This window comes from Streptomyces chisholmiae (assembly GCF_031845445.1).
In the GTDB taxonomy this organism is placed as follows: domain Bacteria; phylum Actinomycetota; class Actinomycetes; order Streptomycetales; family Streptomycetaceae; genus Streptomyces; species Streptomyces chisholmiae.
This window is the reverse complement of the sequence record NZ_JAVREO010000012.1, coordinates 15,734-39,915: the sequence shown is the minus strand read 5'-3', so window position 1 is coordinate 39,915 and position 24,182 is coordinate 15,734. Positions and strand designations below refer to the sequence as shown.

The following is a 24,182-nucleotide window of genomic DNA, read 5'->3' as shown; positions in this document are numbered from 1 at the left end:
GCTGGTCGGCCGCGCCGGGGACGGCTTGAGGCGGGGCGGGGCGATGCTGCGGGACCTGAGAGCGGGCACACCATCGGACGTCGGCCCCTACCGGCTGCTCGCGCTGCTCGGCGCCGGCGGTATGGGCGAGGTGTACCTGGGCACGGCGCGGGGGCCGGCCGGTGGGGAGTCGTTGGCGGCGGTCAAGACGGTCCGGCGGGAGTACGCCGTCGATCCGGAGTTCCGCGCCAGGTTCCGCCGGGAGGCCGCCGCCGCCCGCGCGGTGCGGCATCCCCGGGTGGCCCGGGTGCTCGGCGATGACGCCGAGGCGGACCGGCCGTGGTTGGCCACGGAGTACGTGCCGGGGCCGAGTCTGCAGGAGGCGGTGGCCCGGGGCGGCCCGCTGCCGGTCCCGGTGGTGCGGCGGTTGGGAGTTGACCTGGCGCGGGCGTTGGCGGCGGTGCACGAAGCGGGAGTGGTGCACCGGGATGTGAAGCCCGGGAACGTGCTGGTGGCCGCGGACGGCGCCCGGCTGATCGACTTCGGTATCGCCCGGGCGGTGGCCGCCTCCACCCTCACCGCCACGGGGAAGATGCTCGGCTCCCCGGGCTTCATGTCCCCGGAACATGTCGCGGGTGGGCGCCGGGTGACGGCCGGCTCCGACGTGTTCTGTCTCGGCTCGGTGCTCTGCTTCGCCGCCACCGGCGTCGGCCCGTTCGGGGAGGCGCCGCTGGCCGTGCTGCTCTACCGGATAGCGGAGGGCGAGTCGGACCTCTCGGCCGTGCCCGACGACCTGCGGGAGACGATCGCCGCCTGTCTGCGTGCCGACCCCGCCGACCGTCCCACGCCGGCCGAGCTGGCCGCGCGCCTCGCCGCCGGCGCGGACGAGGAGGCGCGCGAGCCGGTGGACCCGCGGATCGGTGGCCACGGACTGGTGGGTGACGGGGGCGGGCCGAACTGGCCTGTCCCGGTGCGGGAGTTGATCGTCGACCAGGAGACGGCGGTGCGCCGGCTGCTGGCCGGGCCGCCCCGACCGCCCCAGCCCCCGTCGCCCGGCCATCCCGGCACCCCGCCCCAGCCGACCGCCGGCCCGGCGGAGGCGCTGGCGAACGTCCCCACCCAGGCCGGGACGGGCCCGCACCCCCGGGCCCGCGCCGACCGCCGCCGGCGCGGGGCGGTGGCCGGCCTGCTGACGGCGGGCCTCGCCGTGCTGGTCGTCGCCGCCACCCTGTGGTGGCCGCGCGGCGGCGACGGCACGGGCGGCGGCGACGGCGAAGCGGACGGCGGCCCCGGCGGCACCGCGGGCACCACCGTGCTGCCGGCGGCGGAACGGGTCACCGTGGACGCCCTCGGCGGCCCCGACCGGCGCCGGGTCTTCCCGGACAACGAGGTGGACCGCCCGGCGGACTGGCGGGCGTGGTCCGGCGCGTTCGCCGACTCCCCGCTGGACTGTGCCCTGGGCACCTCGCTGCTGGTCTGCCGGCTGGCCGACGGCACGCTGCAGGCGCTGTCCGTCGCGGACGGCACCCCGCTGTGGCGGGCCGAGCCCGCCGCCGGCGCCGCGGCGGAGTCCCTGGGCCCGCCGGCGCTGGGCGGCGCGCTGGTGCTGTCGGCCGAGGGCGGGCGGCTGTGGGCCAGGAACACCGCGACCGGGGAGCCGTACTGGGACAGCCCGCTGCCCGGCGACCGGCCGGAGCCCGGCGGCCGCCCGCTGGCCGTGGACGGCGCGGTCTTCCTCGGCGCGGTCGGCGACGAGGGGGTCACGGTGGCCGCCTACGCGCTGGCGGACGGGGCCGAGTCCTGGCGCCAGCCGATGGGCCCGGCCCACCAGGACGACGCGGGCGAGCCCGTGCCGGCGGTGCAGGCGTACGGCGGGGGAACGCTCTACGTCAACGGCGCCGATGGCCTGGTGGGCCTGGCCGGCGAGAGCGGCGAGGAGCAGGCGCGCGACGTCACCGGGGCGCCCTACTGCGCGGACGGCCGGTTGTTCAGCGGCTACCTGGCCTGCCGTCATCCGGCGGACGGCGAACTGGCTGGCGGCTTCTACCGGTTGACGGGCGAGGCCCGGCTGGAACTGGCGGGGGACAGCGGCGAGTCGGACACGCTGCTGGTGCCGCCCGACGGCCCCGGCGAGGAGAGCGTGCGCGCCTTCGGCGTCGACACCATGCTCACCCTGCGCGATGCCGGGGAGGGCCGGGAGTTGCTGCTCCACGGCACCATCGGCAACCAGGACAACGGGCCGAGGACGCTGTGGCCGAAACCCGGCGCACCCGCCGACCTGCCGGTGACGTCACCGGTGTATGTGGGTTCCCGTGCGGTCTTCGTGGCCGGCGACACCCTCTACGCCCACGAACCGGCCGACGGCGCGGAGCACGAGGTGCTGTTGCCCGTCACGGGGGCGGACGGCGAACCGCCGCTGCTGTGGGCGGTGGGCGGGCTCGTCTGCCTGGTGTGGGCCGACGGCACCGCGGTCTCGGTCGAACTGCCCTGACCGCCGGGCAGCCACGGGACGCAGGACGGAGGAGGAGTTCGGATGCTGGAGTCACTGCCCACGGGCGGCCCGACGCGGGTCGGCCCGTACCAACTGCTGGCCCGGCTCGGCGCGGGCGGCATGGGGGAGGTCTACCTGGCGCGCCGGGACGCCTCCGCGACCGACCAGGCCCCCGGTCTGGCCGCGGTGAAGACCCTGCTGCCGGAGCTGGGCGCCGACCCCGACTTCGCGGCCCGGTTCCGCCGGGAGACGGCGATGGCCCGCGCGGTGGTCAGCCCGTACACCACCGCGCTGCTGGACGCCGATCCGGCCGCCGACCCACCCTGGCTGGCGACGGAGTACGTGCCGGGGCCGAGCCTGCACGAGGCGGTGGCGCGGGGCGGGCCGCTGCCGGTGCCGGTGGTGCGGCGGCTGGGCGTCGAGCTGGCGCGGGCGTTGGCGGCGGTGCACGGGGCGGGGCTGGTACACCGGGATGTGAAGCCGGGGAACGTGCTGGTGGCCGGGGACGGCGCCCGGTTGATCGACTTCGGTATCGCCCGGGCGGTGGACGCCACCGCGCTGACCGCCACCGGGCTGGTGGTGGGCTCGCCCGGCTTCATGTCCCCGGAGCAGGTGCGGGCGGACACCGCGCCGGCCGCGCCGTCCGACGTGTTCTGCCTGGGCTCGGTGCTCTGCTTCGCCGCCACCGGCCGCAGCCCCTTCCACGACGAGGAGGGCGCCGCCGTCCTGCTGCGCACCAGCCGGGCGCGGGCCGATCTCACCGGCGTCCCCGAGGAGTTGCGGGAGAGCCTGGCCGCCTGCCTGCGGGCCGATCCCGCCGACCGGCCGCGCGCCGACGAGCTGGTGGAGCTGTGGGCGGCGCCCGAGCCGGCCGCCGACCCGGCCCCCTGGCCGGCCGGGGTGCGGGAGCTGCTCGACGAGCACGCCGGCGCCCTGGCCCGGGTGCTGGCGGCGGCGCCGGCGCCGCCGTCCGCGCTGGACACCGTGGCCGCGCCGGCCGGGCCGGAGGTGGGGCCGGAACGCGCCCCAGCCGCGGCCCGGACCTCCCGGTTCGGTTCCTCGCGGCGGACGCTGGCCCTGGTCGGCGGCGCGGCGGCGGCCGCGGTGCTGGCCGGTCTGGTGGCCGGCCTCCTCGTCTTCGGCGACGACGATGCCGCCCCCGACCCCGCCGCCGGCACCGGGACGGACGGGGAGGCGAGCGCGCCCCCCGACGGCGCGGCTTCGGCCCCTCCGGAGGAGGAGGTGCCCGCCCGGTCGGCGGAGTTCTTCCGCACCACCTTCGCGTACCACCCCGTCACCGACGAGACCCGCCCCTGGGTCGGTTTCGGGGCGCCGGCCGACCCGGAGGCGCGCCCGGAAGGCTGGGCCCCCTGGTCGGCCCACCTGGGCGGCCTCCCGGAGACCTGCTCCGTCAGCGACGCGTTGGTCGCCTGCCTGGTGACGGTCGACGAAAGCAGGCAGCTCCGGGTCCTGAGCGCGGTGGACGGCACGGAGCTGACCCGGCCCGCCTGGCAGGACCAGTCCACCTTCACCGCCCCGGCGGTGAGTGGCGGCGACATCTTCCTGGTGGACGGTGAGGACCTGGTCCGGGTGCGGGCCGTGGACGACACCGTGGAGACGGTGTTCCCCGGGGCGCCCGGCTACGGACCGGTCCGGGCCGTCGTCGATCAGGGCGTCGTCTACGTGGCCTACTTCGGCGACGCCGGCTCGGGCACCTCCTTCAGCATGCTGTTCCGCGCGTTCCGGGTCGAGGACGGCGAGCGGCTGTGGGAGCGGGAGGTCCCGGGCGCCTACCCGCAGACGATGCGGCTGGCCGGCGGCCGGATCGTCATCGACTCGGGCACCAGCGCGGGTTCGGTGCTGGACGCGGAGACCGGCGAGCCGCTGCCGGAGACGCCGGAGACCTGCGGCACGTGGTGGACGGCGGACGAGTGGGTCTCCTGCTCCTACGGCGGGGACGCGGGCCGCCCGGTCTGGGACGCGAGCAGCTGGGAGGAGCTGTGGCTGTCACCCGGTATGGAGCCGGTCTCCTCGGAGCACGGCGTCGGCATCCACCTCGGTGGTCCGGTCGCGGAGGCGCGAGGACTGCGGACCGGCCGGGAGCTGTGGACGGCGCCGCTCGACGACTTCGTCAACCGCCCCGAGCTGCTGGCCGCCGGCGAGGTGCTGCTGGCCTCGGGCTACGGCCAGGTGGACGTCTACCGGCTGGCGGACGGCGCCCCCCTGGCACCGCCGGAGATGCCGGCGGAGTGGCCGGGGCCGGCCCGGGGCGGCACGGCCCACGACCCGATTCCCCTCGCGCACGGCGGGATCCTGCACCTCTTCTACCAGACGGGGGACGTCATCAGCACCGAACTCCCCACGCCCTGAGGGCTGACGGGGCACCGGCCGGCGCGCGGGGAAGCGTACGGCCGGGCCCCGTATCCGGATGTGGGCCCGCCGCGCGCACTCGGCTCCTGGGTGGCCACGGCGGGAGCCGAGGAACGTAACCTGCTTGCGGGCGCCGGACGTTGGCGCCGGGCCGTAGGTGTTGGGTGCGGAAGGGGGGGGGCGGGTGGAACCGCTGAGGGCCGGGGACCCGGTGAAGGTGGGCGGGTTCGGATTGCGGGGCCGGCTGGGTGCCGGCGGGATGGGCGAGGTGTTCCTGGGCCGGTCGCCGGGTGGCCGGGCGGTGGCGGTGAAGGTGGTGCATCCGCATCTGGCGCGGCAGGGGGAGTTCCGGCGGCGGTTCGCGCGGGAGGTGGCGGCGGCGCGGGCGGTGGGCGGGGCGTTCACGGCTCCGGTGATGGCCGCCGGGCCGGAGGACGACCGGCCGTGGATCGCGACCGTCTACATTCCGGGGCCCGATCTGGCGGAAGCGGTCGGTGTGGCCGGGCCGTTGCCCGAAGCCGCGGTGTGGCGGCTGGCGGCGGGGCTGGTGGAGGCGTTGCAGGCCATCCACGCGGTGGGGGTGCTGCACCGGGATCTGAAGCCGTCGAACGTGCTGGTGGCCGCCGACGGGCCGCGGGTGATCGATTTCGGGATCGCGCGGACGCTGGAGGACACCGCGCTGACGGCGACCGGCCTGGTGGTGGGGACGGCCGGCTTCATGGCGCCCGAGCAGGCCGAGGGCGGCGAGGTCGGCCCGGCCGGGGACGTGTTCGCGCTGGGCGCGGTGATCGCCTTCGCCGCCACGGGGGCGGGCCCCTTCGGCCAGGGCCCGCCGCTGGCGGTGCTCCACCGGGTGGTCAACGGGCAGCCCCGGTTGGACGGGCTCGCGGGCCCGTTGCGTGAGCTGGTCGACGCCTGCCTGGCGAAGGATCCTCGTGATCGGCCCGCGCTCGCGGCGTTGCTGGCGCGGATCGGCGCGCACTGGGAGCCGACGGACGACTTCCCGGGCGGCTCACCCTGGCCGGACGGCGTCACCACGCTCATCCAGCGGCACGCCACACCCCCGACCGCCCCGTACACCGAGGCCGCCGAGGCTACCGAGGCCGCCGAGGCTACCGAGGCTGCCGAGGCCACGGCGCCGCCGGACGGCGGACCAGACGCCGCGCGTCGGGCGCGCCGGGCCATCGGCATCGACTTCGGCACGACGCACTCGGCCGTCGCCGTGCTGGAAGGCGGTGAGGTCTCGCTGATCCCCAACGCCCAGGGCGCGCCCACCACTCCCAGCCTGGTGGCCCTCACCGCCGAGGGGGACGTCCTGGTCGGCACGGCCGCCGAGCGGCAGGCCCTCACCAACCCCGGACACAGCGCGCGCGCCGCCAAGCTGGAGCTGGGCACCGACTGGTGTGTCGCCCGGGGCGACGTCCGGCTGTCGGCCGAGGATGTCGCCGGGCTGGTCCTCGCCCGCCTGCGCCAAGACGCCGAGGCCTACCTCGGCGAGCGGGTCACCGACGCGGTGCTGGCGGTGCCCGCCGGCTTCCCGCGCGACCAGCGGGCCGCGCTGATCCGGGCCGGGGAACGGGCCGGGCTCAACGTTCTGCGGCTGATCAGCGCGCCCTCGGCCGCGGCGCTGGCCTACGCGGACCGGCACTGGGACGAGTGCACCGTCCTGATCTTCGACCTCGGCGCGGGCACCCTTGACGTCTCCCTCGTCGAACTCGGCGACGGCGTCGTGGAGATCAGGGCCACCGCGGGCGACAGCCGGCTCGGCGGCGACGACTGGGACCAGCGGATCGTCGAGCACCTGACCGAGCGCGTGCGGCGGCGACACGGGGTGGATCTCACGGGCGACGTCGCCGCGGCCCAGCGGCTGCGCGCGGCGGCCGAGGCGGCGAAGATCGAACTGTCGGCGGCACGCACCACGACCCTCCGGCTGCCCTACCTCGCCACCGGACCGGACGGCCCCGTCCACCTCGAAGAGGAGCTGGGCCGCGAGGAGTTCGAGACGCTCACCCGGGACCTGCTGGAACGCTGCCGGTTCTCCGTCGAACGCGTCCTGGCCGACGCCGAGCACCCGCTCGACGCCATCGACCGGGTCGTCCTGACGGGCGGCGCCGCACGGATGCCCGCGGTGGGCGACCTGATCGGCCGGCTCACGGGCAGCCAGGGGGCCAACCACGGCCTGAGCCCGGAGGCCGTCGCCCACGGCGCGACGCTCCAGGCGGGCGTCCTGACCGGGGCGGTGAAGGACGTGCTGCTCCTCGACGGCGTCCTGCACTCGATCGGCGTCGAGACGCACGACGGGACCACGGCGAAGCTGCTCCAGCGGAACGAGACCATCCCCACGAAGCGCTCGGAGATCTTCACCACGCACACGGACGACCAGCCCACCGTGGTGCTGCACGTCGTGGAGGGCGAGCGGAAGGACGCTGCGCGCAACAGGACCCTCGCGGTCCTCGAACTCGCCCTGCCGCCCGCTCCTCGCGGCGTGCCGCGGATCGAGGTGACGGTCGCCTGCTTCTACGAATGGCTCCGCATCACGGCCAAGGACCTGGGCACGGGCCACGAGACGGTCGCCACCGTCGACCAGCCGACGACGGAACGGGCGGCCGCGCTCCTCCGCTCCTCCGACTGGCCCGGCCTGCGCGATCTCACCCCGGTGGCTCCCCCGGCCGGCTGAGGGCTCCGGCTGTCATGTCGCACTCCACCTCAAGCTGCAACTCGCCAAGGTGTTGAACGTGCCGACTCCCACCGTGGGCGAGCCGGGGAGGGGAACTCCGCCAAGCGGTCAGGGCTGGCCGCCGTCGATCTCCTTGGCCGCCGCGGTCAGCGCCGTCAGCAGGGTCGGCACCTCGTCGTCGGTGAGGGCTCCGGAGATGCCGACCGCCGCGTACGGTTGTTGGCCGATGGTGACGGCCAGGGTGCTCAGCCCGGGCTCGGTCCCGATCAGCGCGTAGCCCTGCTCGCGGGTGCGTTCCAGGGTGGCGATGAGGCCGTCGGGGCCGTCCAACGGGGGGCGCGGGGAGGAGAGTTGGAACAGCGAGGCGTCGCCGGGGGCGTACACCTCGCGCACGTGCTCCTCGGTCTCGTGCGCGAGCAGGGCGATCCCGATGCCCGAGGAGGCGGCCGGCCACGAGGTGCCCTGGACCATGTGCGCCTCGGGGTCCTGGGTGCCCACGTGGTAGAGGTAGCTGACCTGGTCGCGCCAGAGCACGCCGAGCGCCACCGCGTGGCCGAAGACGTGCAGGCCGCGCAGGTGGCGCAGGGCGCGGTCGATCAGCCCCGAGCCGTGGAGGCTCTGCGCGGCCAGCACGTGGATGCCGGTCCCGGGACGGTACTTGCGGCCCTCGACCTGTTCCGCGAAGTGCATCGCGGCCAGCGTGCGCAACAGGCGGTTGACGCGGGTCGGCTCCAGCCCCAGGAGCCTGGCCAGCTCGCGGGTGCCCAGCGGGCGCTCGCTGCTGACCAGGGCCTGGAGGCAGGCGATGCCGTCCATCAGGGACCGGTTGGGCTGGGCAGGCAACATGTCGCTATTATAGCACCATCGATCACGCGGAGAAAGCGACGGCAACGGTGAGCGTTCCCGGATGGGCCACCCGCAGCACGTGCTGGCGCCGGGCGCCGTCCGCGAAGAAGGTGTGGCTGGTCGGCGCGAGCGTCGTCGCGCGCGCCGCGCCCCAGGAGAACGTCGCGGTCACCCCGGCGCGGCTGATCGTGAAGCCCGTCGCGTCGGCGCTGGCCCCGGTGTTGTAGGCGACCGGCGTGTTGCTGCCGGTGAACGCCAGCGCGTCGTCGGGCCGCAGGACGAGCGGGACCATCTCGGTGGCGGCGCCGCCGGCGGTGACCTCGCGGCGCAGCCCGGTGTCGGTGAACGTCGTGGTGGTCGCCACGTCGACGTGCGAGGCGGTCTGCCGGATACGGAAGTCGCCGCTGACCGCGTCGACGTCGTCGGCCGGGATCGTGGCGCCCGCCGTGGTCAGGAACGTCGGCGTGAGGCTGGCCGCCGTCGTCGCCTGCCGGGCGTCGTCGCCGCCCGCGTCCAACACGGTCGCCCAGAACTCGTTGCCGGCCCCGTTGTTGAGGCCCACCGCGACGGTGCCCATCGCCGGGTGCCACAGCAGCTGGAGGCCGTGGCTGACCCGGGAGCTGGCCCGCTGGCCGAAGAGCGCGCCCGCGTAGTAGCGGGGCCGGCGCACGAACACGAAGCGGGTGTCCAGCACGGGACTCGACCGCAGCCGGGTCCAGCGGCTGGACCGCAGGTGGGAGAGCAGGCCGAACGCGGCGTCCTTCTGCGCCTGGGTGGGGCCCTGGGGCGCCTGCGAGACGTGCATCCACAGCCGCGGCGAGGTGTCCTGCTTCGCCCTGGCCGGCACGGGCGCGGTGGACGCAGCCCAGGCGGCCCGCTCGGCGGCGCGCTCCTCGCGGGAGGTGAGGAACGCGGCGAGTTTGGGCTGCGCGGCCAGGAACTGGCTGGCGAAGGCCCGGCTGTCCGAGGTGTCGGGGGCCGTGTCGAGCAGGGGGGTGCCGGAGACGGTGCGCGAGGAGGCGGCCGCCATCCGGATGAAGCCGCCGGCGCCGGGTTCGCGCACGCAGGTGTACTGGAAGAAGTCGGTCCAGCGGGTCACCTGCGACGCCAGCTCGGTGCCGCCGATCCGGTGCTGCAGCTCGCCCAGGTCGGGCAGTTGGACGTTGGCGTTGTATCCGGAGTCGAAGCCCCTGGCCTCGTAGAACCAGCCGCCCGGCGCCTGTCCGCGCTGGCCGAGCAGGACGACGCGGTCGCGCACCGTCGCCAGTAGCGCGTCGTCGCCGAGCGCCTGGGCCGCGGCGGCGGCGCCGGCCAGGCCGGCGGCCGTCTGGTTGGCGTAGCCGATCGGGTCGCTCCAGGGGGCGGAGCGGGAGGTGTCCAGCAGCCAGGCCGAGGACGCGGCGATCGCCTCGCGCATCCGGGTGCGCTGGTCGTAGTCGGTGCCGGCGGCCCGCATCTCCACCAGCGCCCGGGAGAGCGCCACGGTGCCGAAGCCGGTGGGCGCCAGGCCGTGCTCGGTCGCCGCGTACTCGGGGAAGGACCCGTCGGCGTGTTGCAGGCCCAGGTAGTAGTCGACGGCGGCCTCAAGTCGGGCCCGCAGCGCGGTGTTCTGGTGGTACGGGTTCCAGGGGCGGTCGTTGGCGAGGAACCAGGCGAGCGTCGCGACGTGCTCCATGACGCGGGCGTTGAACGGCTCGCTCGGCGTGCGCCACCAGCCGCCGGCCATCCAGCCGTGCCGCTCGGTGCCGTCGGTGACGATGTCGTTCGCCATCGGCGCGAGGATCTTCAGGTAGCCGGCGAAGATCTGCTCGTGGGGCGCGAACAGCGAGCGGTCGGGTTCGGCGGGCAGGGTCGGGACGGTGGCCAGGTCGGCGCGCGCGGCGGGCGCGTTCACCAGCGGCACGGCGGCGGCCAGCGCGGTCGCGCCGGCGCCCAGCAGCAGGGTGCGGCGGGTGACGAGCGGGGGGACGGGCGGGCGGTGTTCGGGTGTCATCGTTGACCTCGAATCGAGTCTGGTGAGGAGGGCGCGCGGGCGCCGGTCAGCCCTTCATGCCGGTGCGCGCGAGTCCTTCCACGAACTGGCGCTGGGCGAAGAGGAACACGATCAGGATGGGAATGACGGTCAGCGCGGTGGCGCCGATCTGGGTGCTGTACATCGGCTCGCCGTAGCCGTCCTGGAACTGGGTGAGGCCGAGTCCGACGGTGAACTGTTCCTCGCTGCGCAGGAAGATGAGCGGCTCGAAGTACATGTTGAACGAGTTGAGGAACTTCATGATCGCGACGGCGGCGATCGCCGGGCCGGCGAGCGGGAAGGCGATGCGGGCGAAGATGCCGAGCCGGCCGAGGCCGTCGAGCCGGGCGGCCTCCTCCAACTCCGCGGGGAGGGAGAGGAAGAACTGCCGGAAGATGAAGACCCCGACCACGCACTGCGGTCCGAAGATCGGCAGGATGATCAGCGGCCAGTGGGTGTCCATCCAGCCGAGCTGGGAGACCCAGCGGAAGATCGGGATGATGGTGACCTCGCCCGGGACCATCAGCGCCGAGACCAGCACCAGGAACAGGCCGTCGCGGAACGGGAAGCGGATGCGGGCGAACGCGTAGCCGGCCAGCGCGCACACCACGATGGACACGACCGTGACGATCACCGCGATGTACAGCGAGTTGAGGTACTGCCGGGCGAACGGCGTGACCGTGAAGATCTTCGAGACCCCGTCCAGCGTCCACTCCTCGGGGAAGAGCGTCGGCGGGGTCGCGAAGATTTCGTGCGCGGGCTTGAACGCGGCCAGGATCATCCAGACCGTCGGGTAGACGAACGGGATCGACAGGACGGCCAGCAGCAGGTAGAGGACCGCCTTCGAGGCGGTGCCGTGCCACGGCGCGCGGTGCGGGCGGCGCTCGCGCGCCCGCTTCTGCTCAGGCCGCTTCTTCTGCTCAGACCTCATCGTGCACCCACCTGCGGCGCCACTTCCACTGCACCATCGTGAGGGCCAGGGTGACGGCGAAGAGCAGCACGCCGATCGCGGCCGCGTAGCCGAAGTCGTTCTGCCGGAAGGCCGTCTGGTACAGGAGATAGGAGATGACCGTCGTCTCCCGGCCTGGGCCGCCCGAGGTGAGGACCTGGATGGGGACGAACACGTCCATCGCCGCGATCATGGTGATGATCGAGACGAGCAGGATCGTCGGCGTGATGAGCGGGAGCGTCACGGAGCGGAACGTGCGCCACGCGCCGGCGCCGTCGAGCCGGGACGCCTCCTTCAGCTCGCCCGGCACGCCCTGGAGCGCGGCGAGGAAGAGGATCATGTTCATCCCGACGCCCTTGAAGACCTGGATGACGACGACGGTGACCAGCGCCCAGTTCGGGTCGCGCAGCCAGTTCGGCCCGTCGATCCCGACCAGCGCCAGCGCGCCGTTGACGCCGCCGTTGTCCGCGACGAGGTAGCCCCAGATCAGCACCCAGGCCACGGTCGACACGATCACCGGCGAGAAGAACAGCGCGCGGAACGTCGTGATGCCGCGCAGTCGTTGGTTGAGGAGCACGGCCAGCAGCAGCGCGAGGCTGATGTTCAGCACCATCAGCAGCGCCGTGAAGGTGAAGGTCGTCAGCAGCGCCCCCCAGACCACGTCGTCGCCGAGCAGCCGGTCGAAGTTGTCGAACCCGATCCAGGTGAACTCGCCCAGCAGCGGGTTCCAGTCGTGGAACGCGTACCAGACGACATAGCCGAACGGGATGAGTCCGAGTCCGATCACTCCGATGACCGCCGGCGCCACGAACGCCAGGCCGACCGCCGCGTCGTTGCGCGCGAGCCGTCGGGCGGCGGACCTGCGGGGTCCGCCGTCGGCCGTCGCGGCCGTCTCACGCCCGCTCATTCGGCGAGCGAGGGTTCGATCGCCGAGCAGACGTCGGCCAGGACCGCCTCGACGTCCGCTTCCGGGGTCCACAGGGAGTCCATGGACGCCCGGATGGTGTCGACCATGCCGCTCAGCCGCGGGTGGCCGACCTTGGTCGTCGCGGAGCGCGCCGGGTTGATCAGGGTGTCTTCGAGCTGCTCATCGGTGAGCGTCGGCGCGGCCGCCCGCAGCGTCTCGGTGGTGAGCAGCGACTCGCGCGGCGGGGGGAAGAACCGGGCGAGCTTGGCCGCGTTCTCCGGGTTGGTGAAGTGCGCGAGGAAGTCGGCCGCCACGTCGGGGTGTTCGCCGTTAGCCAGCACGCCGATGCCGGCCTGGCCCATCACCGGGACGGTGCCGGCCGGTCCCTCGGGCAGCGGCAGGAAGTCCCAGCCGAAGGTGTCGCCGAGTCCGGCGGACAGGCTCAACTGGCCGATGCGGAAGGCCGCCTGGCCGGAGGCGAAGTCCACGGTCTCGCCGATCGCGGGGAACGTGCCGTGGTCGTAGACCTGGGAGTGGTACCAGTCGAAGAAGGCGACGCTCTCCGGGCTGGTGTACGCGCAGGTGGTGCCGTCCTCGCTCCACGGCCTGGCGCCCCAGGCCAGGCCGAGCGGGGTGATGGCGTCGTTGGGCAGGGCGTAGGGGTCGTCGACGCTCAGCTGGATGCCGGCGACGCCTTCCGCCTGGGCGGTCTGGGACGCGACCTCGGCGAGCCGGTCCCAGGTCCACGCGCCGTCGGCGATCAGCTCGCGCGGGTCGGGCTGGCCGGCGGCGGCGAGCAGGTCGGTGTTGACGTAGACGCCGAACGGGCTGTTGGAAAACGGGTAGGCGTAGAGCCCCTCCTCGCCCCGCCACAGCTCGGTGGCGGCCGGCAGCAGGTCCTCGACCTGGTAGCCCTCGGTCTCGACGAAGACGGGCCGCAGGTCGGCCAGCACGCCGCTGGAGACGAACTCCTCGGCGTAGGCCTCGGTGATCCACATGAGGTCGGGGGTGTCGCCGCCGGCGATCTGGGTGGTGACGGCGCTGACGTAGGTGCCGTCGGTGATCGCGTCGAACTCCACGCCGCTGACCAGGTCGGGGTGGGCCTCGACGTAGGCGTCGGCGATCTCCTGGAGGACGGCCTGGTGTTCCTCGTTGCTGCTCCAGGTCGTCATCCGGAGCTGGACGGGCCCGTCGGCGGACGCGTCGTCGCCGCCGCTGGAACAGGAGGTGAGGGTGAGGGCGACCGCCAGGGTCGTCGCGGTGGCGACGGCTCTGGGCGTCCGTATGCGGAGTTGGGGCTTCATGCGTGCGGTCCTCCTTGACTGCGGCGCTCCAGATGGCGTCTCGCTGCGGGGCCCGTCCAGTCAGGGAACGGGAGTTGGCGCCAAAGTGTCGCTTTTATAGCACGTTGCTGCTTGAATGTTGCTGTTATAGCATTCGGCGGCCGCGATGTCACCCCTTCCGTACGAGGCGGCGGGCGCGCCCATCGTGGCCGATCCCAGGAAACCCCGAACGAAGCCGAATGAACCCGAACGAAGCCAAACGAAAGGTGATGCACGTGGAGATCCGGGCAGACGTCGCCGTTCTCGGCGGAGGGCTCGGCGGCGTATCCGCCGCCCTCGCCGTGCTCCAGGCGGGCCGCCGGGTGGTGATCACCGAGTCGACGCGCTGGCTCGGCGGACAGCTCACCAGCCAACTCGTCCCCACCGACGAGCACCTGTTCATCGAGAAGGACGGCGCCAACCGCTCCTACCGCACCTTCCGCGACGGCCTGCGCCGCATCTACCGCGACCGGTTCCCCCTCACCGACACCGCGCGCGCCGCCCCCCACCTCAACCCCGGCGCCGCCTGGGTCAGCCCGATCAGCGCCGACCCCCGCGTCGCCGTGGCCCTCATCGACGAACTGCTCCTGCCCTACGTGCTCTCCGGCCACCTCACGGTGCTGCGCGAGACGACACCCGAGCGGGTCGAGACCGAGGGCGACCGCGTCACCGGCGTGCGCGTGGTCTCCGCCGACGGCACGGCCACCGACATCACCGCCCCCTACGTCCTGGACGCGACCGAACTGGGCGACGTGCTCGCCCTCGGCGGCGTCGAGCACGTCTCAGGCCGCGAGTCCCAGGCGATGACCGGCGAACCGAGCGCGGCCGAGACCGCCGACCCCACCGACATGCAGTGCGTCACCTGGTGCTTCGCGGTCGACCACCTCGACGGCGAGGACCACACCATCGACCGGCCCGCCGACTACGCCCACTTCCGCGACTGGCGCCCGCACCAGATGGACCACAAGCTGATGCTCGGCTGGGAGGACGGCCTCGACGCCGAAGGACGGCCCCGGCTGGTGTGGCGGATGACGCCCAACCCCGACGACGACCCGTCCGCCGTCGACCCCGACCACCGCAACATGGGGCCGACCCCCGACCTGTGGACCTACCGCCGGATCGCGGCCCGCCAGCAGTTCCGCCCCGGCTTCTACCGCAGCGACATCACCGTCGTGAACTGGCCGATGAACGACTACGCCGGCGGCGCGCTGTTCGGCGTCCCCGACGCGGCCGACCACTGGCGGCAGGCCAAGGCGCTGAGCAGGTCGGTGCTCTACTGGCTCCAGACGGAGGCCCCCAGGCCCGACGGCGGCACCGGCTGGCCCGGACTGCGGCTGCGCGCGGACGTCGCCGGCACCGAGGACGGCTTCGCCATGCACCCCTACATCCGCGAGTCCCGCCGCGTCCTGGCGCGGCAAACGATCACCGAGCAGGAGGTCTCCCTCCGCGTCCGCGGCGACCGGGGCGCCGCGACCTACCCCGACAGCGTCGGCGTGGGCCACTACTTCTGGATCGACCGGCACGCCTCCACCGTCAGCGGCCGCCACCCCGGCGACCGGCCGCAGCCCTTCGAGATCCCACTCGGCGCCCTGCTGCCCCGCCGGGTGCGGAACCTGCTACCCGCCGCCAAGAACATCGGCACCACCCAGATCACCAACGGCTGCTACCGGCTCCACCCCGTCGAGTGGTCGATCGGCGAGGCCGCCGGCGCGCTCGCCGCGTTCTGCCTCGACCGCGGCACCGAGCCACACGCCGTGCCCGCCGACGCCGCCCTGCTCGACGACTACCAGGCGCTCCTCGTCCGGCGCGGCGTCCAACTGCACTGGCCCGCCGACCTCCGCTGGAGCTGAACCCGCGCGCCCGGCCCCTCCCGCCGGCCCCCGCCGGCCGCCCCCGAGGCGGCCCCACCCCAAGGAGCCCCAAGAGCCCATGAGTGCGCAACGCAACCTGCTGACCGTGGCACCCGCCACCGACCACCGCGACCTCCGCACCCAGCACCTCCACGCCGACACGGTCATCGTCGGCGGGGGACTGGCCGGGACCTGCGCGGCCATCACCGCCGCCCGGGCCGGCGCCCGCGTCGTCCTCGTCCAGGACCGGCCCGTGCTCGGCGGCAACGCCTCCAGCGAGATACGGCTGTGGGCGCTGGGCGCCAGCGCCCAGTCCTCCAACAACAACCGGTGGGCCCGCGAGGGCGGAGTGCTCGACGAGATCCTCGTGGAGAACACCTTCCGCAACCCCGAGGGCAACGCCGTGCTCTTCGACACCGTCCTGCTGGAGAAGGTCAGCGCCGAGCCGAACATCACGCTGCTGCTGAACACCGCCGCCACCGGCGCGACCAAGGACGGCGACCGGATCCGCTCCGTCACCGCCTTCTGCGCCCAGGACTCCACCCGCTACGAACTGACCGCGCCGGTCTTCTGCGACGCCTCAGGCGACGGCGTACTGGGCTACCTCGCCGGCGCCGCCTACCGGATGGGCGCCGAAGGGCGGGAAGAGTTCGGCGAACTCTTCGCCCCCGAGGAGTCCTACGGCGCGCTGCTCGGCCAGTCGATCTACTTCTACAGCAAGGACGTCGGGGCGCCCGTGCGGTTCACCCCGCCCAGCTACGCCCTGCCGGACATCACCGAGATCCCCAGGTGGCGCAGCTTCAACACCGCCGTGCAGGGCTGCCGGCTGTGGTGGATCGAGTACGGCGGCCGGCTCGACACGGTGCACGACACCGAGCGGATCAAGTGGGAGCTGTGGAAGGTCGTCTACGGCGTCTGGAACCACCTGAAGAACTCGGGCGACTTCCCCGAGGCCGACACCCTCACCCTGGAGTGGGTCGGGCTGATCCCCGGCAAGCGCGAGAGCCGCCGGTTCGAGGGCCTCCACATGCTGCGCCAACAGGACATCGTGGAACAGCGCACCCACCCCGACGCCATCTCCTCCGGCGGCTGGTCCATGGACCTGCACCCGGCCGACGGCGTCTTCAGCGCCCACGACGGCAGCAGCCACCTGCACGCCCGCGGCGTCTACCAGATCCCCTACCGCTGCGCCGTCAGCCGCGACGTGCCCAACCTCCTCCTCGCCGGGCGGATCATCAGCGTCACCCACGTCGCCTTCGCCTCCACCCGCGTCATGGCCACCTGCGCCCAGATCGGGCAGGCCGTCGGCCTGGCCGCCGCCCGGTGCGCCCGCGACGGCCTGCTCCCCGCCGACCTGGTCGAGCCCGAACGGATGCGGGCCCTCCAACGCGACCTGCTCCGCACCGGCCAGCACATCCCGGGACTGTCCCTCGACGACCCGGACGACCTCGCCCGGCAGGCCACGCTCACCGCGTCCAGCGAACTGCGCCTGGCCGCGCTCCCCGCCGACGGCCCCCCGGTGCCGCTGGACCGCTCGCGCGCCCAACTCCTGCCCCTCGCCCCGGGGCCGGTGCCGCGGCTGACCCTCACCGTCGACGTGACCGCCCCCACCACCCTGCGCGTGGAGATCCGCACCGGCGGCCAACCCGACGACTACACCCCCGACGTCGTCCTCGCCACCCGGGACCTCACCCTCGACGCCGGCGCCGCGCAACGGATCGAGGTCGACGTCCCGGCCACGCTCGACACCCACCGCTACGCCTTCCTGGTGCTGCGGCGCAACGACGACGTGTCCGTGCGCACCACCACCCAGCGCGTCACCGGGCTGCTCGCCGTCGCCCACACCTCCACCCAGGAGGCCGACCCCGCCATCGGCCGGCCCCGCGTGGAGTTCTGGACCCCCGAACGACGCCCCGGCGGCCGCAACCTGGCCCTGACCATCGACCCACCGCTGGCCGCCTGGCCGGCGGCCAGCCTCGGCAACGGCCACCCCCGCCCCACCGCGCGCCCCAACGCCTGGGCCGCCGCACCCGACGACGACCGGCCCACCGCCCACCTGCGCTGGGCCGAGCCCCGCCGCATCGCCCGCCTGGAGCTGGGCTTCGACACCGACTTCGACCACCCCATGGAGTCGGTCCTGTGGGGCCACCCGGAGCGCGCCATGCCGTTCTGCGTCCGCCACTACCGCGTGCGCGCCGGCGACCGGATCGTCGCCGAACGCACCGACAACCACCAGACCCGCGACACCGTCACCTTCGAACCACCCATCGAGACCGCCGAGTTGTCCGTCGAGGTGGTGGCCAGCCACGGCGCCACCCCGCCCGCGATCTTCGCCATCCGCTGCTACTGACCGCCGGCCGAAGCACCTCCCGGCTACCGCCCCCTCCCGTCCGCCCCCTTCCCACTGGCGGACGGGACGGGGGCGCGGCAGTTCAGGGGGCGGGTCAGATGTCCAGGAACCGCACATCCCTGGCGTTGCGCTGGATGAAGGACCGCCGGGCCTCCACGTCCTCACCCATCAGCACGGAGAACAGGGCGTCGGCGACCGCCGCGTCATCGAGCGTCACCTGCCCCAGCACCCGCTGCTCCCGGTCCATCGTCGTCACCCGCAGCTCCTCCGCGTTCATCTCACCCAGCCCCTTGAACCGCTGCACCGAGTCGTCCCTGACCCGCCGGCCCTCCTGCCGCCCCCGCGCCAGCAAGCTGTCGCGCTCCCGGTCGGAGTAGGCGTACTCCACCTGCTCCCGGCTCCACCTGATCTTGTAGAGCGGCGGGCGGGACAGGAAGACGTGCCCGCGCTCGACCAGCGGCCGCATGAAGCGGAACAGGAAGGTCAGCAACAGCGTGGTGATGTGCTGGCCGTCCACGTCGGCGTCCGCCATCAGCACGATCTTGTGATAGCGGAGCCTCTCGATGGCGAAGTCCTCGTGCACGCCGGTGCCGAACGCCGAGATCATCGACCGCACCTCCTGGTTGTGCAGGATCTTGTCGACGCGAGCCTTCTCGACGTTGAGGATCTTGCCGCGGATCGGCAGGATCGCCTGGTACCGCGGGTCGCGGCCCGACTTGGCGCTGCCGCCGGCCGAGTCGCCCTCGACGATGAAGATCTCGCTCTCCGCCGGGTCGTTGGACTGGCAGTCCGACAACTTGCCGGGCAGCGCCGCCGACTCCAGCAGGCCCTTGCGCCGGGTCAGGTCCCGCGCCCGGCGGGCCGCCAGCCGGGCGGCGGCCGCCGCGCTCGCCTTGCGGACGATGTCCGCCGCCTCGGTCGGGTTGCCGTCGAACCAGTCCGACAGCCGCTCGTGCACCACCTTCTGCACCAACGTCCTGGCCTCGCTGTTGCCCAGCTTGGTCTTGGTCTGCCCCTCGAACTGCGGCTCGCCCAGCTTGACCGAGACGATCGCGGTCAGCCCCTCGCGGATGTCCTCGCCCGCCAGGTTGTCGTCCTTCTCCCGCAGCAGCCGCCGCTCCCGCGCGTACCGGTTGACGACCGTGGTCAGCGCCGTGCGGAAGCCCTCCTCGTGGGTGCCGCCGTCGTGGGTGCGGATGGCGTTGGCGTAGGAGTAGACGCTCTCCGCGAACTGGCCGTTCCACTGCAACGCGACCTCGACCGACAGCGGCCGCCCGGCGTCCTCGGCGGCGATGGAGACGACGGAGGGGTGCACCGGCTCGTCCTTGCGGGCGTTGAGATAGGCGACGAAGTCGGTGATGCCCCCGTCGTAGCGGTAGGAGATCGTCCGCGCCGGCCGCTGCCCGGCGGTGCCCGGGCCCGCCTCCTCGGCCCCGGCCGACGCTTCCGCGTCGGGCCGCTCGTCGGTGAGGGTCAGGGTGACGCCCCGGTTGAGGAAGGCCATCTCCTGGAACCGTCGGGAGAGGGTCTCGAAGGAGTACGCGGTGGTCTCGAAGATGGCCCTGTCCGCCCAGAACGTCAGCGACGTGCCGGTCCGCGACGTCGCCTCGTGCCGGGCCAGCGGCGCGGTCGGCACCCCGCCCGCGTACTCCTGCGTCCACCGGTGGCCGTCGGTCCAGATCTCCGCCGTCAGCCGCGACGAGAGCGCGTTGACCACCGACAGGCCCACCCCGTGCAGCCCGCCGGAGACCGCGTAGCCGCCACCCCCGAACTTGCCGCCCGCGTGCAGCACCGTCAACACCACCTCCAACGCCGGCCGTTGCTCCACCGGATGGGTGCCCACCGGGATGCCCCGCCCGTTGTCGACCACCCGGACGCCGCCGTCGGCCAGGATCGTCACGTCGATCCGGTCGGCCACCCCGGCCAGCGCCTCGTCGACGGAGTTGTCCACGATCTCCTGCACCAGGTGGTGCAGCCCCCGCTCGCCCGTGGAACCGATGTACATACCGGGCCGCTTGCGCACCGCGTCGAGCCCGTCCAGGACGGTGATCGCGGTGGCGTCGTACGCGCCGGGCCCGGCGGGGGCGCCGGGCGACTCGGCGCCCGAGCTGTCGGCGGCGGGATGAGTGCTGGAAGTCGTCACAATGTTCTCTTTTCGGGCACGGCGAACCGCGCACCCGCACGCCACGGCGCGCGGGCGGTTGGATCGCTGAACGGAAGCGTGTCGCGGGCAGGCCGGAATGGACCCTCGGGGCCCGCGGATCCCGACACCGGGAAGGCGTCGAGACGCTTGCCAGATTACCCAAGGTGCTATGCGTCTTCGGGGTGAGAAGTCATCTGACTACCTCTCTCGCGGCCGTTGACGCTTTCCGTCGATCCCCTCCGCCTGAGTCGCCAGAAAGCCCCGGAGATCGGCGTACGTGGGCTCCCTGGGTACCCTCCCCGCCGGCTTACCGACGCTTTTTCCCGCACTGCCCCGCGCGCCCGCGCGGCCGGCCGGAGCGGGCCCGTCGCCCACCTGCGCGGCCACAGGGGAGCGCCGCGCGCCACCTCCCGGTGTGTCGAACTCCGGTGCTGGCGCCCGCCGGCGACCTCGGTCGGGCTGAGCCGGAGCGGCCGGCGGGCGAGGCGGCGCTCGGCCCCCGCGACCTCGGCGGCGCGAACCTGCCGGACCCCGCCTTCCACGACCTCGGAGGTGGCGCAGGCCATTCTGATCTCCGTCCGGCGGCGAGCGGCCACCGCCCGGCTGTCACTGATGGCCCGGGCGGACGCGACTCCGGTACGGTACGGCCATGGTGGCCGACCGGCGGCATCTCACCCCCGGACCCGAACGCGCAGGTCAGGGGGTCCCGCCATCAGGCAGCACCGGGAACGCCGGACGAGCGGGGATCAACGTCGACAAGCAGGGCACGGCCCTGCCACGACCACGACCGGGCCGCTCGCGCATGCCCACCCCACCGGCCGGCGAGCGGATCCGGCCCGGGGCGGGCATCATGCGAACACCCCTGCTGCGCGGTCGAGTTCCGGGGCACCCGCGGGTCGCCCGAGCCGCCGCGCCTCGATCCGCGGTGCGGTGGCCGCCAGCAGGCCAGACAGGAATTGTCGACACGGGGAGGCACAGCAGTGCGAGACCAGCTCTTCGGGGGCCGCTACCAGTTGGTGCGGGAGCTCGGCAAGGGTGGCATGGGGGAAGTCTGGGAGGCGCGGGACGAGACGTTGGGACGGTCCGTCGCGGTCAAGGTGATCTCCCTGCTCGCCGGCGGGGGAAGCCACGGCGATCAGGCACGCGCCAGGTTCCTGCGGGAGGCACGGATCACCGCCCGGCTACAGCACCCCAACGTCGTCACCATCCACGACCTCGGCGAGGCCAGCACCGAGGGGGACCGGGTGCCGTTCCTGGTGATGGAGCTGATCCGCGGCGAGGGCCTGGACGCGAGGCTGCGTCGAGGAGCCGTCACCCTGCGGGACGCCGCCCGGTGGGGCGCGCAGATCAGTGACGCACTGGCTGACGCGCACGACGCCGGGATCACGCACCGGGACATCAAGCCATCCAACATCTTCATCGCGCCCTCCGGGATCGTGAAGGTGCTCGACTTCGGCATCGCCAGGGCGGCCGACCCCGACGCGACCGCCGACCCCCTCACCCAGACCGGCTTCATCGTCGGTACGCCCTCCTACATGGCCCCCGAACAAGCCCGCGGCCTGCCCGAACCCGCCAGCGACCTCTATGCCCTCGGCTGCCTGCTCTTCGAAATGATCACCGGTCAGCTGCCGTTCCAGGCCGCCGACACCGTGGGCTACCTCGCCGCGCACCTCACCCAGGACCCGCCCACACCGAGCGCGGTACGGCCGGGCATCCCAGCCGCCTGGGACGACCTCGTGCTTACCCTGCTGCACAAGGCCCCCCACCAGCGTTACCCGAACGCCGCCGCCCTCTCCCGGGCCCTGCGGCAACTCGTCCACACCCCCGAGTCACCGGCCGGTGCCGCCACCTTGCCGGCCACCAAGGCGGACATCCCGGTAGCGCCCGAGCCGGGGGAGTACCTCCTCGCGACCAGCATCGGCGCGGAGGGCACCGTGCGGCTGTGGGACCCCGCCACCGGCCGCCCCGTCAGCCAGCCGCTGACCGGCCACACCGGCACCGTGTTCCGCATGGCGTTCTCTCCCGACGGCCGCTTCCTCGCCACCGGCAGCATGGACACCACGGTGCGGCTGTGGGAAACAGCCACCGGCCAGCTCGTCGGGGAACCCCTGACCGGCCACACCGACACCGTGGAAGACGTGGCGTTCTCCCCGGACGGCCGTCTGTTGGCCACCGGCAGTCTGGATTCGACGGTGCGGTTGTGGGACCCCGCGACCGGCCAGCCCGTCGGCGACCCCCTGACCGGTCACGCCGGCCACGTACTGCGGGTGGCGTTCTCGCCCGACGGCCGTCTGCTGGCCACCGGCAGCCGGGACTGGACGGTGCGGTTGTGGGACCCGGCCACCGGCCACCCCGTCGGCAGTCCGCTGGTCGGCCACACCAACAACGTCTGGGCGAACGTCTTCTCCTCCGACGGGGCCCTGTTGATCACCCACGACGAGGACAACACCGTCCTGCTCTGGGACCCCGCCGCCGGCCAGCCCGTCGGCCAGCCCTGGACCGGTCCGATCAACGGCGCCATGGGCGTGGTGAGTTCCCCCGACAGCCTGTCGCTGGTCGTCAGCATCACCGGAGGCGAGGACAGCACCGTACGGTTGTGGGACCCCACCACCAGGCAACCTTTCGGACAGCCCCTGCACACCCACACCAGCGCCCCGCTCTACCTGGCGCTCTCCCCACGCATCAGCCACCGCACCCGATGACCGTCGCCCGGCCCCTGGGCCAGGTCGCCGCCGTCCGCGGCTGCTGGGCGTCACCAACCAGCCCGGCCTGACCCGGACCGACACCTACGACCCGGGCTGATCCGGGAACGGGACCACGAGCCGGAGCGTCCCCACTACGCCCACGACACCGCCGGCCGCCGCCCTCACCGGGCCGCGGATCAACATCCCCAGATCCCGCGCGCGGCCCGCGGCGAAAGCGACTCCATCGACGCGGTGCACCACCGTGCAACCGAAGCCGGCTGGGCGTGAACGTCACATACTCCCGGGCCGGACCCAAGGGAGCGGACCCATGGGCACGACAAGCAGAGGAAGCCGGACATGAGGATCACCGCGCACGTCGCCGGAGCCGACGACGACGAGTACGACGACGTCCTGGAGGCGGGCTTCGCGGAGGGCACCGACGATGGTCTCGCCGTCGCCTTCCAACGGACGAGGTCCGCGCCCGACCCCTGGCAGGGCGTCATCCGCGACCAGAACGACCTGTTCGACAACACCTACTGCATCGTGGTCGGCGGGGCGACGGTCTACGGCGGCCTCCTTCCGTCGAGTTCACCGGGGCCACCGCGCGCTTCCAGTTCGCCCCCGAGGACGCCGCGATCCTCGGCATCGGCGACTCGACGGTCGACATCACCTTCGACGTGACACCCGAGGAACTCGCCGCCTTCACCACCATGCTCCGCCGCGTCCTCACCTGGGGGACCCCCACCCAGATCCCCCAACTCACCGGCCTGTGAGCACCGTGTAGCCGCCGGGGGCGTAAGAGCGCCCCGGCAGGCCAGAGACTTCGTCGCTAAGGTCGGCCGTCCCGCCGCCCCATGCCTCGGGCGACTTCCGGGCCTCACAAGGAGTGCTGGAAAGGCGAGGAACGCCGGCGGCCGAACCCGGCACAAGGGGGCGGCCGTTCAGAGGCGCAGACCACCAGTTGACGATCTCGGCGGTGTACCCGGCGAAGTCAGGAGCAGGGCGAAGTCGTGATGCTGGGTCGCACTCGCCGCAGGGTGCCGAGATAGGGGTGAGCGGCGAACGTGGTGCGACTGCCCCACATCTTCGGGGGCGCTGTCCCTGCCCGCCGGGGGCGCTCCGCTGGAGGGGTGTTCGCCTGTCTCCCAGCACTCATCGAAGGTATCTTCAGAAGCGCGCGCTGCCCCTCGGCCCCACTCAACTTCGGAACCGGAAGCATGCCATGGAAAGCCCGATCGCACCGAAGCAAAATGTCCAGAAAGGCCGCACTCGGACGCCCGGCCGGCCCTCGCTGCCCAGCACACCCGGTAATCCCCCCAGCTCGCAGGCCGTTGCACCACCGCCCACCCGGGCGGCTCCATTGAAGGGGCACGCGCAGTTGATGACATGTCGGTGGCGGCGGGTTGCACCACCGCCCACCCGGGCGGCTCCATTGAAGGCCGTACGCCTCCGGGTACACATCGCCCTCCACGTAGGGTTGCACCACCGCCCACCCGGGCGGCTTCCATTGAAGGGACCTGGAGACCACCGGCGTTGACCCCGAGACCGACGTTGCACCACCGCCCACCCGGGCGGCTCCATTGAAGGACCCACACATACCGCG

Annotated in this window: 13 protein-coding genes and 1 CRISPR repeat array (1 of these 14 cut by a window edge); of the genes, 7 read left to right on the top strand and 6 right to left on the bottom strand. The window is 73.4% G+C overall.

The window, feature by feature from the left end; all coding sequences use genetic code 11:
- Positions 1–43 precede the first annotated feature (43 nt).
- The 3 genes from RM844_RS20110 (at position 44) to RM844_RS20100 (ending at position 7,517) form a co-directional block, all read left to right on the top strand.
- On the top strand, positions 44–2,470 hold the full coding sequence (locus RM844_RS20110; RefSeq protein ID WP_311668686.1) for a protein kinase domain-containing protein: 2,427 nt from the start codon (positions 44–46) through the stop codon (positions 2,468–2,470).
- 42 nt (positions 2,471–2,512) lie between these two features.
- Complete coding sequence (locus RM844_RS20105) at positions 2,513–4,840, top strand: protein kinase domain-containing protein (RefSeq protein ID WP_311668685.1); 2,328 nt, start codon at positions 2,513–2,515, stop codon at positions 4,838–4,840.
- A gap of 184 nt (positions 4,841–5,024) precedes the next feature.
- Positions 5,025–7,517 (top strand): Hsp70 family protein, encoded by a 2,493-nt coding sequence (locus RM844_RS20100; protein WP_311668684.1) that lies wholly within the window; start codon positions 5,025–5,027, stop codon positions 7,515–7,517.
- 108 nt (positions 7,518–7,625) lie between these two features.
- Here RM844_RS20100 and RM844_RS20095 read toward each other — a convergent pair whose 3' ends face one another.
- From RM844_RS20095 to RM844_RS20075, 5 genes are read right to left on the bottom strand one after another with little or no spacing between them, the layout of a single operon-like run.
- Positions 7,626–8,363 carry an IclR family transcriptional regulator gene (locus RM844_RS20095; protein WP_311668683.1) on the bottom strand — a complete coding sequence of 246 codons (738 nt, stop codon included), beginning with the start codon at positions 8,361–8,363 and terminating at the stop codon, positions 7,626–7,628.
- A 22-nt stretch (positions 8,364–8,385) separates the two neighbouring features.
- Complete coding sequence (locus tag RM844_RS20090) at positions 8,386–10,356, bottom strand: hypothetical protein (protein WP_311668682.1); 1,971 nt, start codon at positions 10,354–10,356, stop codon at positions 8,386–8,388.
- Between the two features lie 46 nt (positions 10,357–10,402).
- Positions 10,403–11,305 (bottom strand): carbohydrate ABC transporter permease, encoded by a 903-nt coding sequence (locus tag RM844_RS20085; RefSeq protein WP_311668681.1) that lies wholly within the window; start codon positions 11,303–11,305, stop codon positions 10,403–10,405.
- Positions 11,295–12,230 carry a carbohydrate ABC transporter permease gene (locus RM844_RS20080; protein WP_311668680.1) on the bottom strand — a complete coding sequence of 312 codons (936 nt, stop codon included), beginning with the start codon at positions 12,228–12,230 and terminating at the stop codon, positions 11,295–11,297. Before RM844_RS20080 ends, RM844_RS20085 begins: the two co-directional genes overlap by 11 nt.
- Positions 12,227–13,534, bottom strand: coding sequence for an ABC transporter substrate-binding protein (locus tag RM844_RS20075; RefSeq protein ID WP_311668679.1), 1,308 nt, complete (start codon positions 13,532–13,534; stop codon positions 12,227–12,229). Before RM844_RS20075 ends, RM844_RS20080 begins: the two co-directional genes overlap by 4 nt.
- A 248-nt stretch (positions 13,535–13,782) precedes the next feature.
- On the opposite strand from RM844_RS20075, the gene RM844_RS20070 reads away from it, so the two are divergent.
- Both RM844_RS20070 and RM844_RS20065 read left to right on the top strand, forming a co-directional pair.
- Positions 13,783–15,402, top strand: coding sequence for an FAD-dependent oxidoreductase (locus tag RM844_RS20070; RefSeq protein ID WP_394814561.1), 1,620 nt, complete (start codon positions 13,783–13,785; stop codon positions 15,400–15,402).
- Between the two features lie 79 nt (positions 15,403–15,481).
- Complete coding sequence (locus RM844_RS20065; protein WP_311668678.1) at positions 15,482–17,752, top strand: FAD-dependent oxidoreductase; 2,271 nt, start codon at positions 15,482–15,484, stop codon at positions 17,750–17,752.
- 94 nt (positions 17,753–17,846) lie between these two features.
- Here the strand turns inward: RM844_RS20065 and gyrB are convergent, their stop codons facing one another.
- The gene (gene gyrB / locus RM844_RS20060) at positions 17,847–19,895 is read right to left on the bottom strand and encodes a DNA topoisomerase (ATP-hydrolyzing) subunit B (RefSeq protein WP_311668677.1); all 2,049 of its coding nucleotides are present in this window, start codon (positions 19,893–19,895) and stop codon (positions 17,847–17,849) included.
- A gap of 980 nt (positions 19,896–20,875) precedes the next feature.
- On the opposite strand from gyrB, the gene RM844_RS20055 reads away from it, so the two are divergent.
- Both RM844_RS20055 and RM844_RS20050 read left to right on the top strand, forming a co-directional pair.
- Complete coding sequence (locus RM844_RS20055) at positions 20,876–22,597, top strand: WD40 repeat domain-containing serine/threonine protein kinase (RefSeq protein ID WP_311668676.1); 1,722 nt, start codon at positions 20,876–20,878, stop codon at positions 22,595–22,597.
- Between the two features lie 339 nt (positions 22,598–22,936).
- A complete protein-coding gene (locus RM844_RS20050) occupies positions 22,937–23,260 on the top strand; it encodes a hypothetical protein (RefSeq protein ID WP_311668675.1) in 324 nt (107 codons plus the stop codon).
- Positions 23,261–23,909: 649 nt separating this feature from the next.
- Positions 23,910–24,182: a CRISPR direct-repeat array (repeat unit 37 nt; unit sequence GTTGCACCACCGCCCACCCGGGCGGCTCCATTGAAGG); it runs 132 nt beyond the window's last position.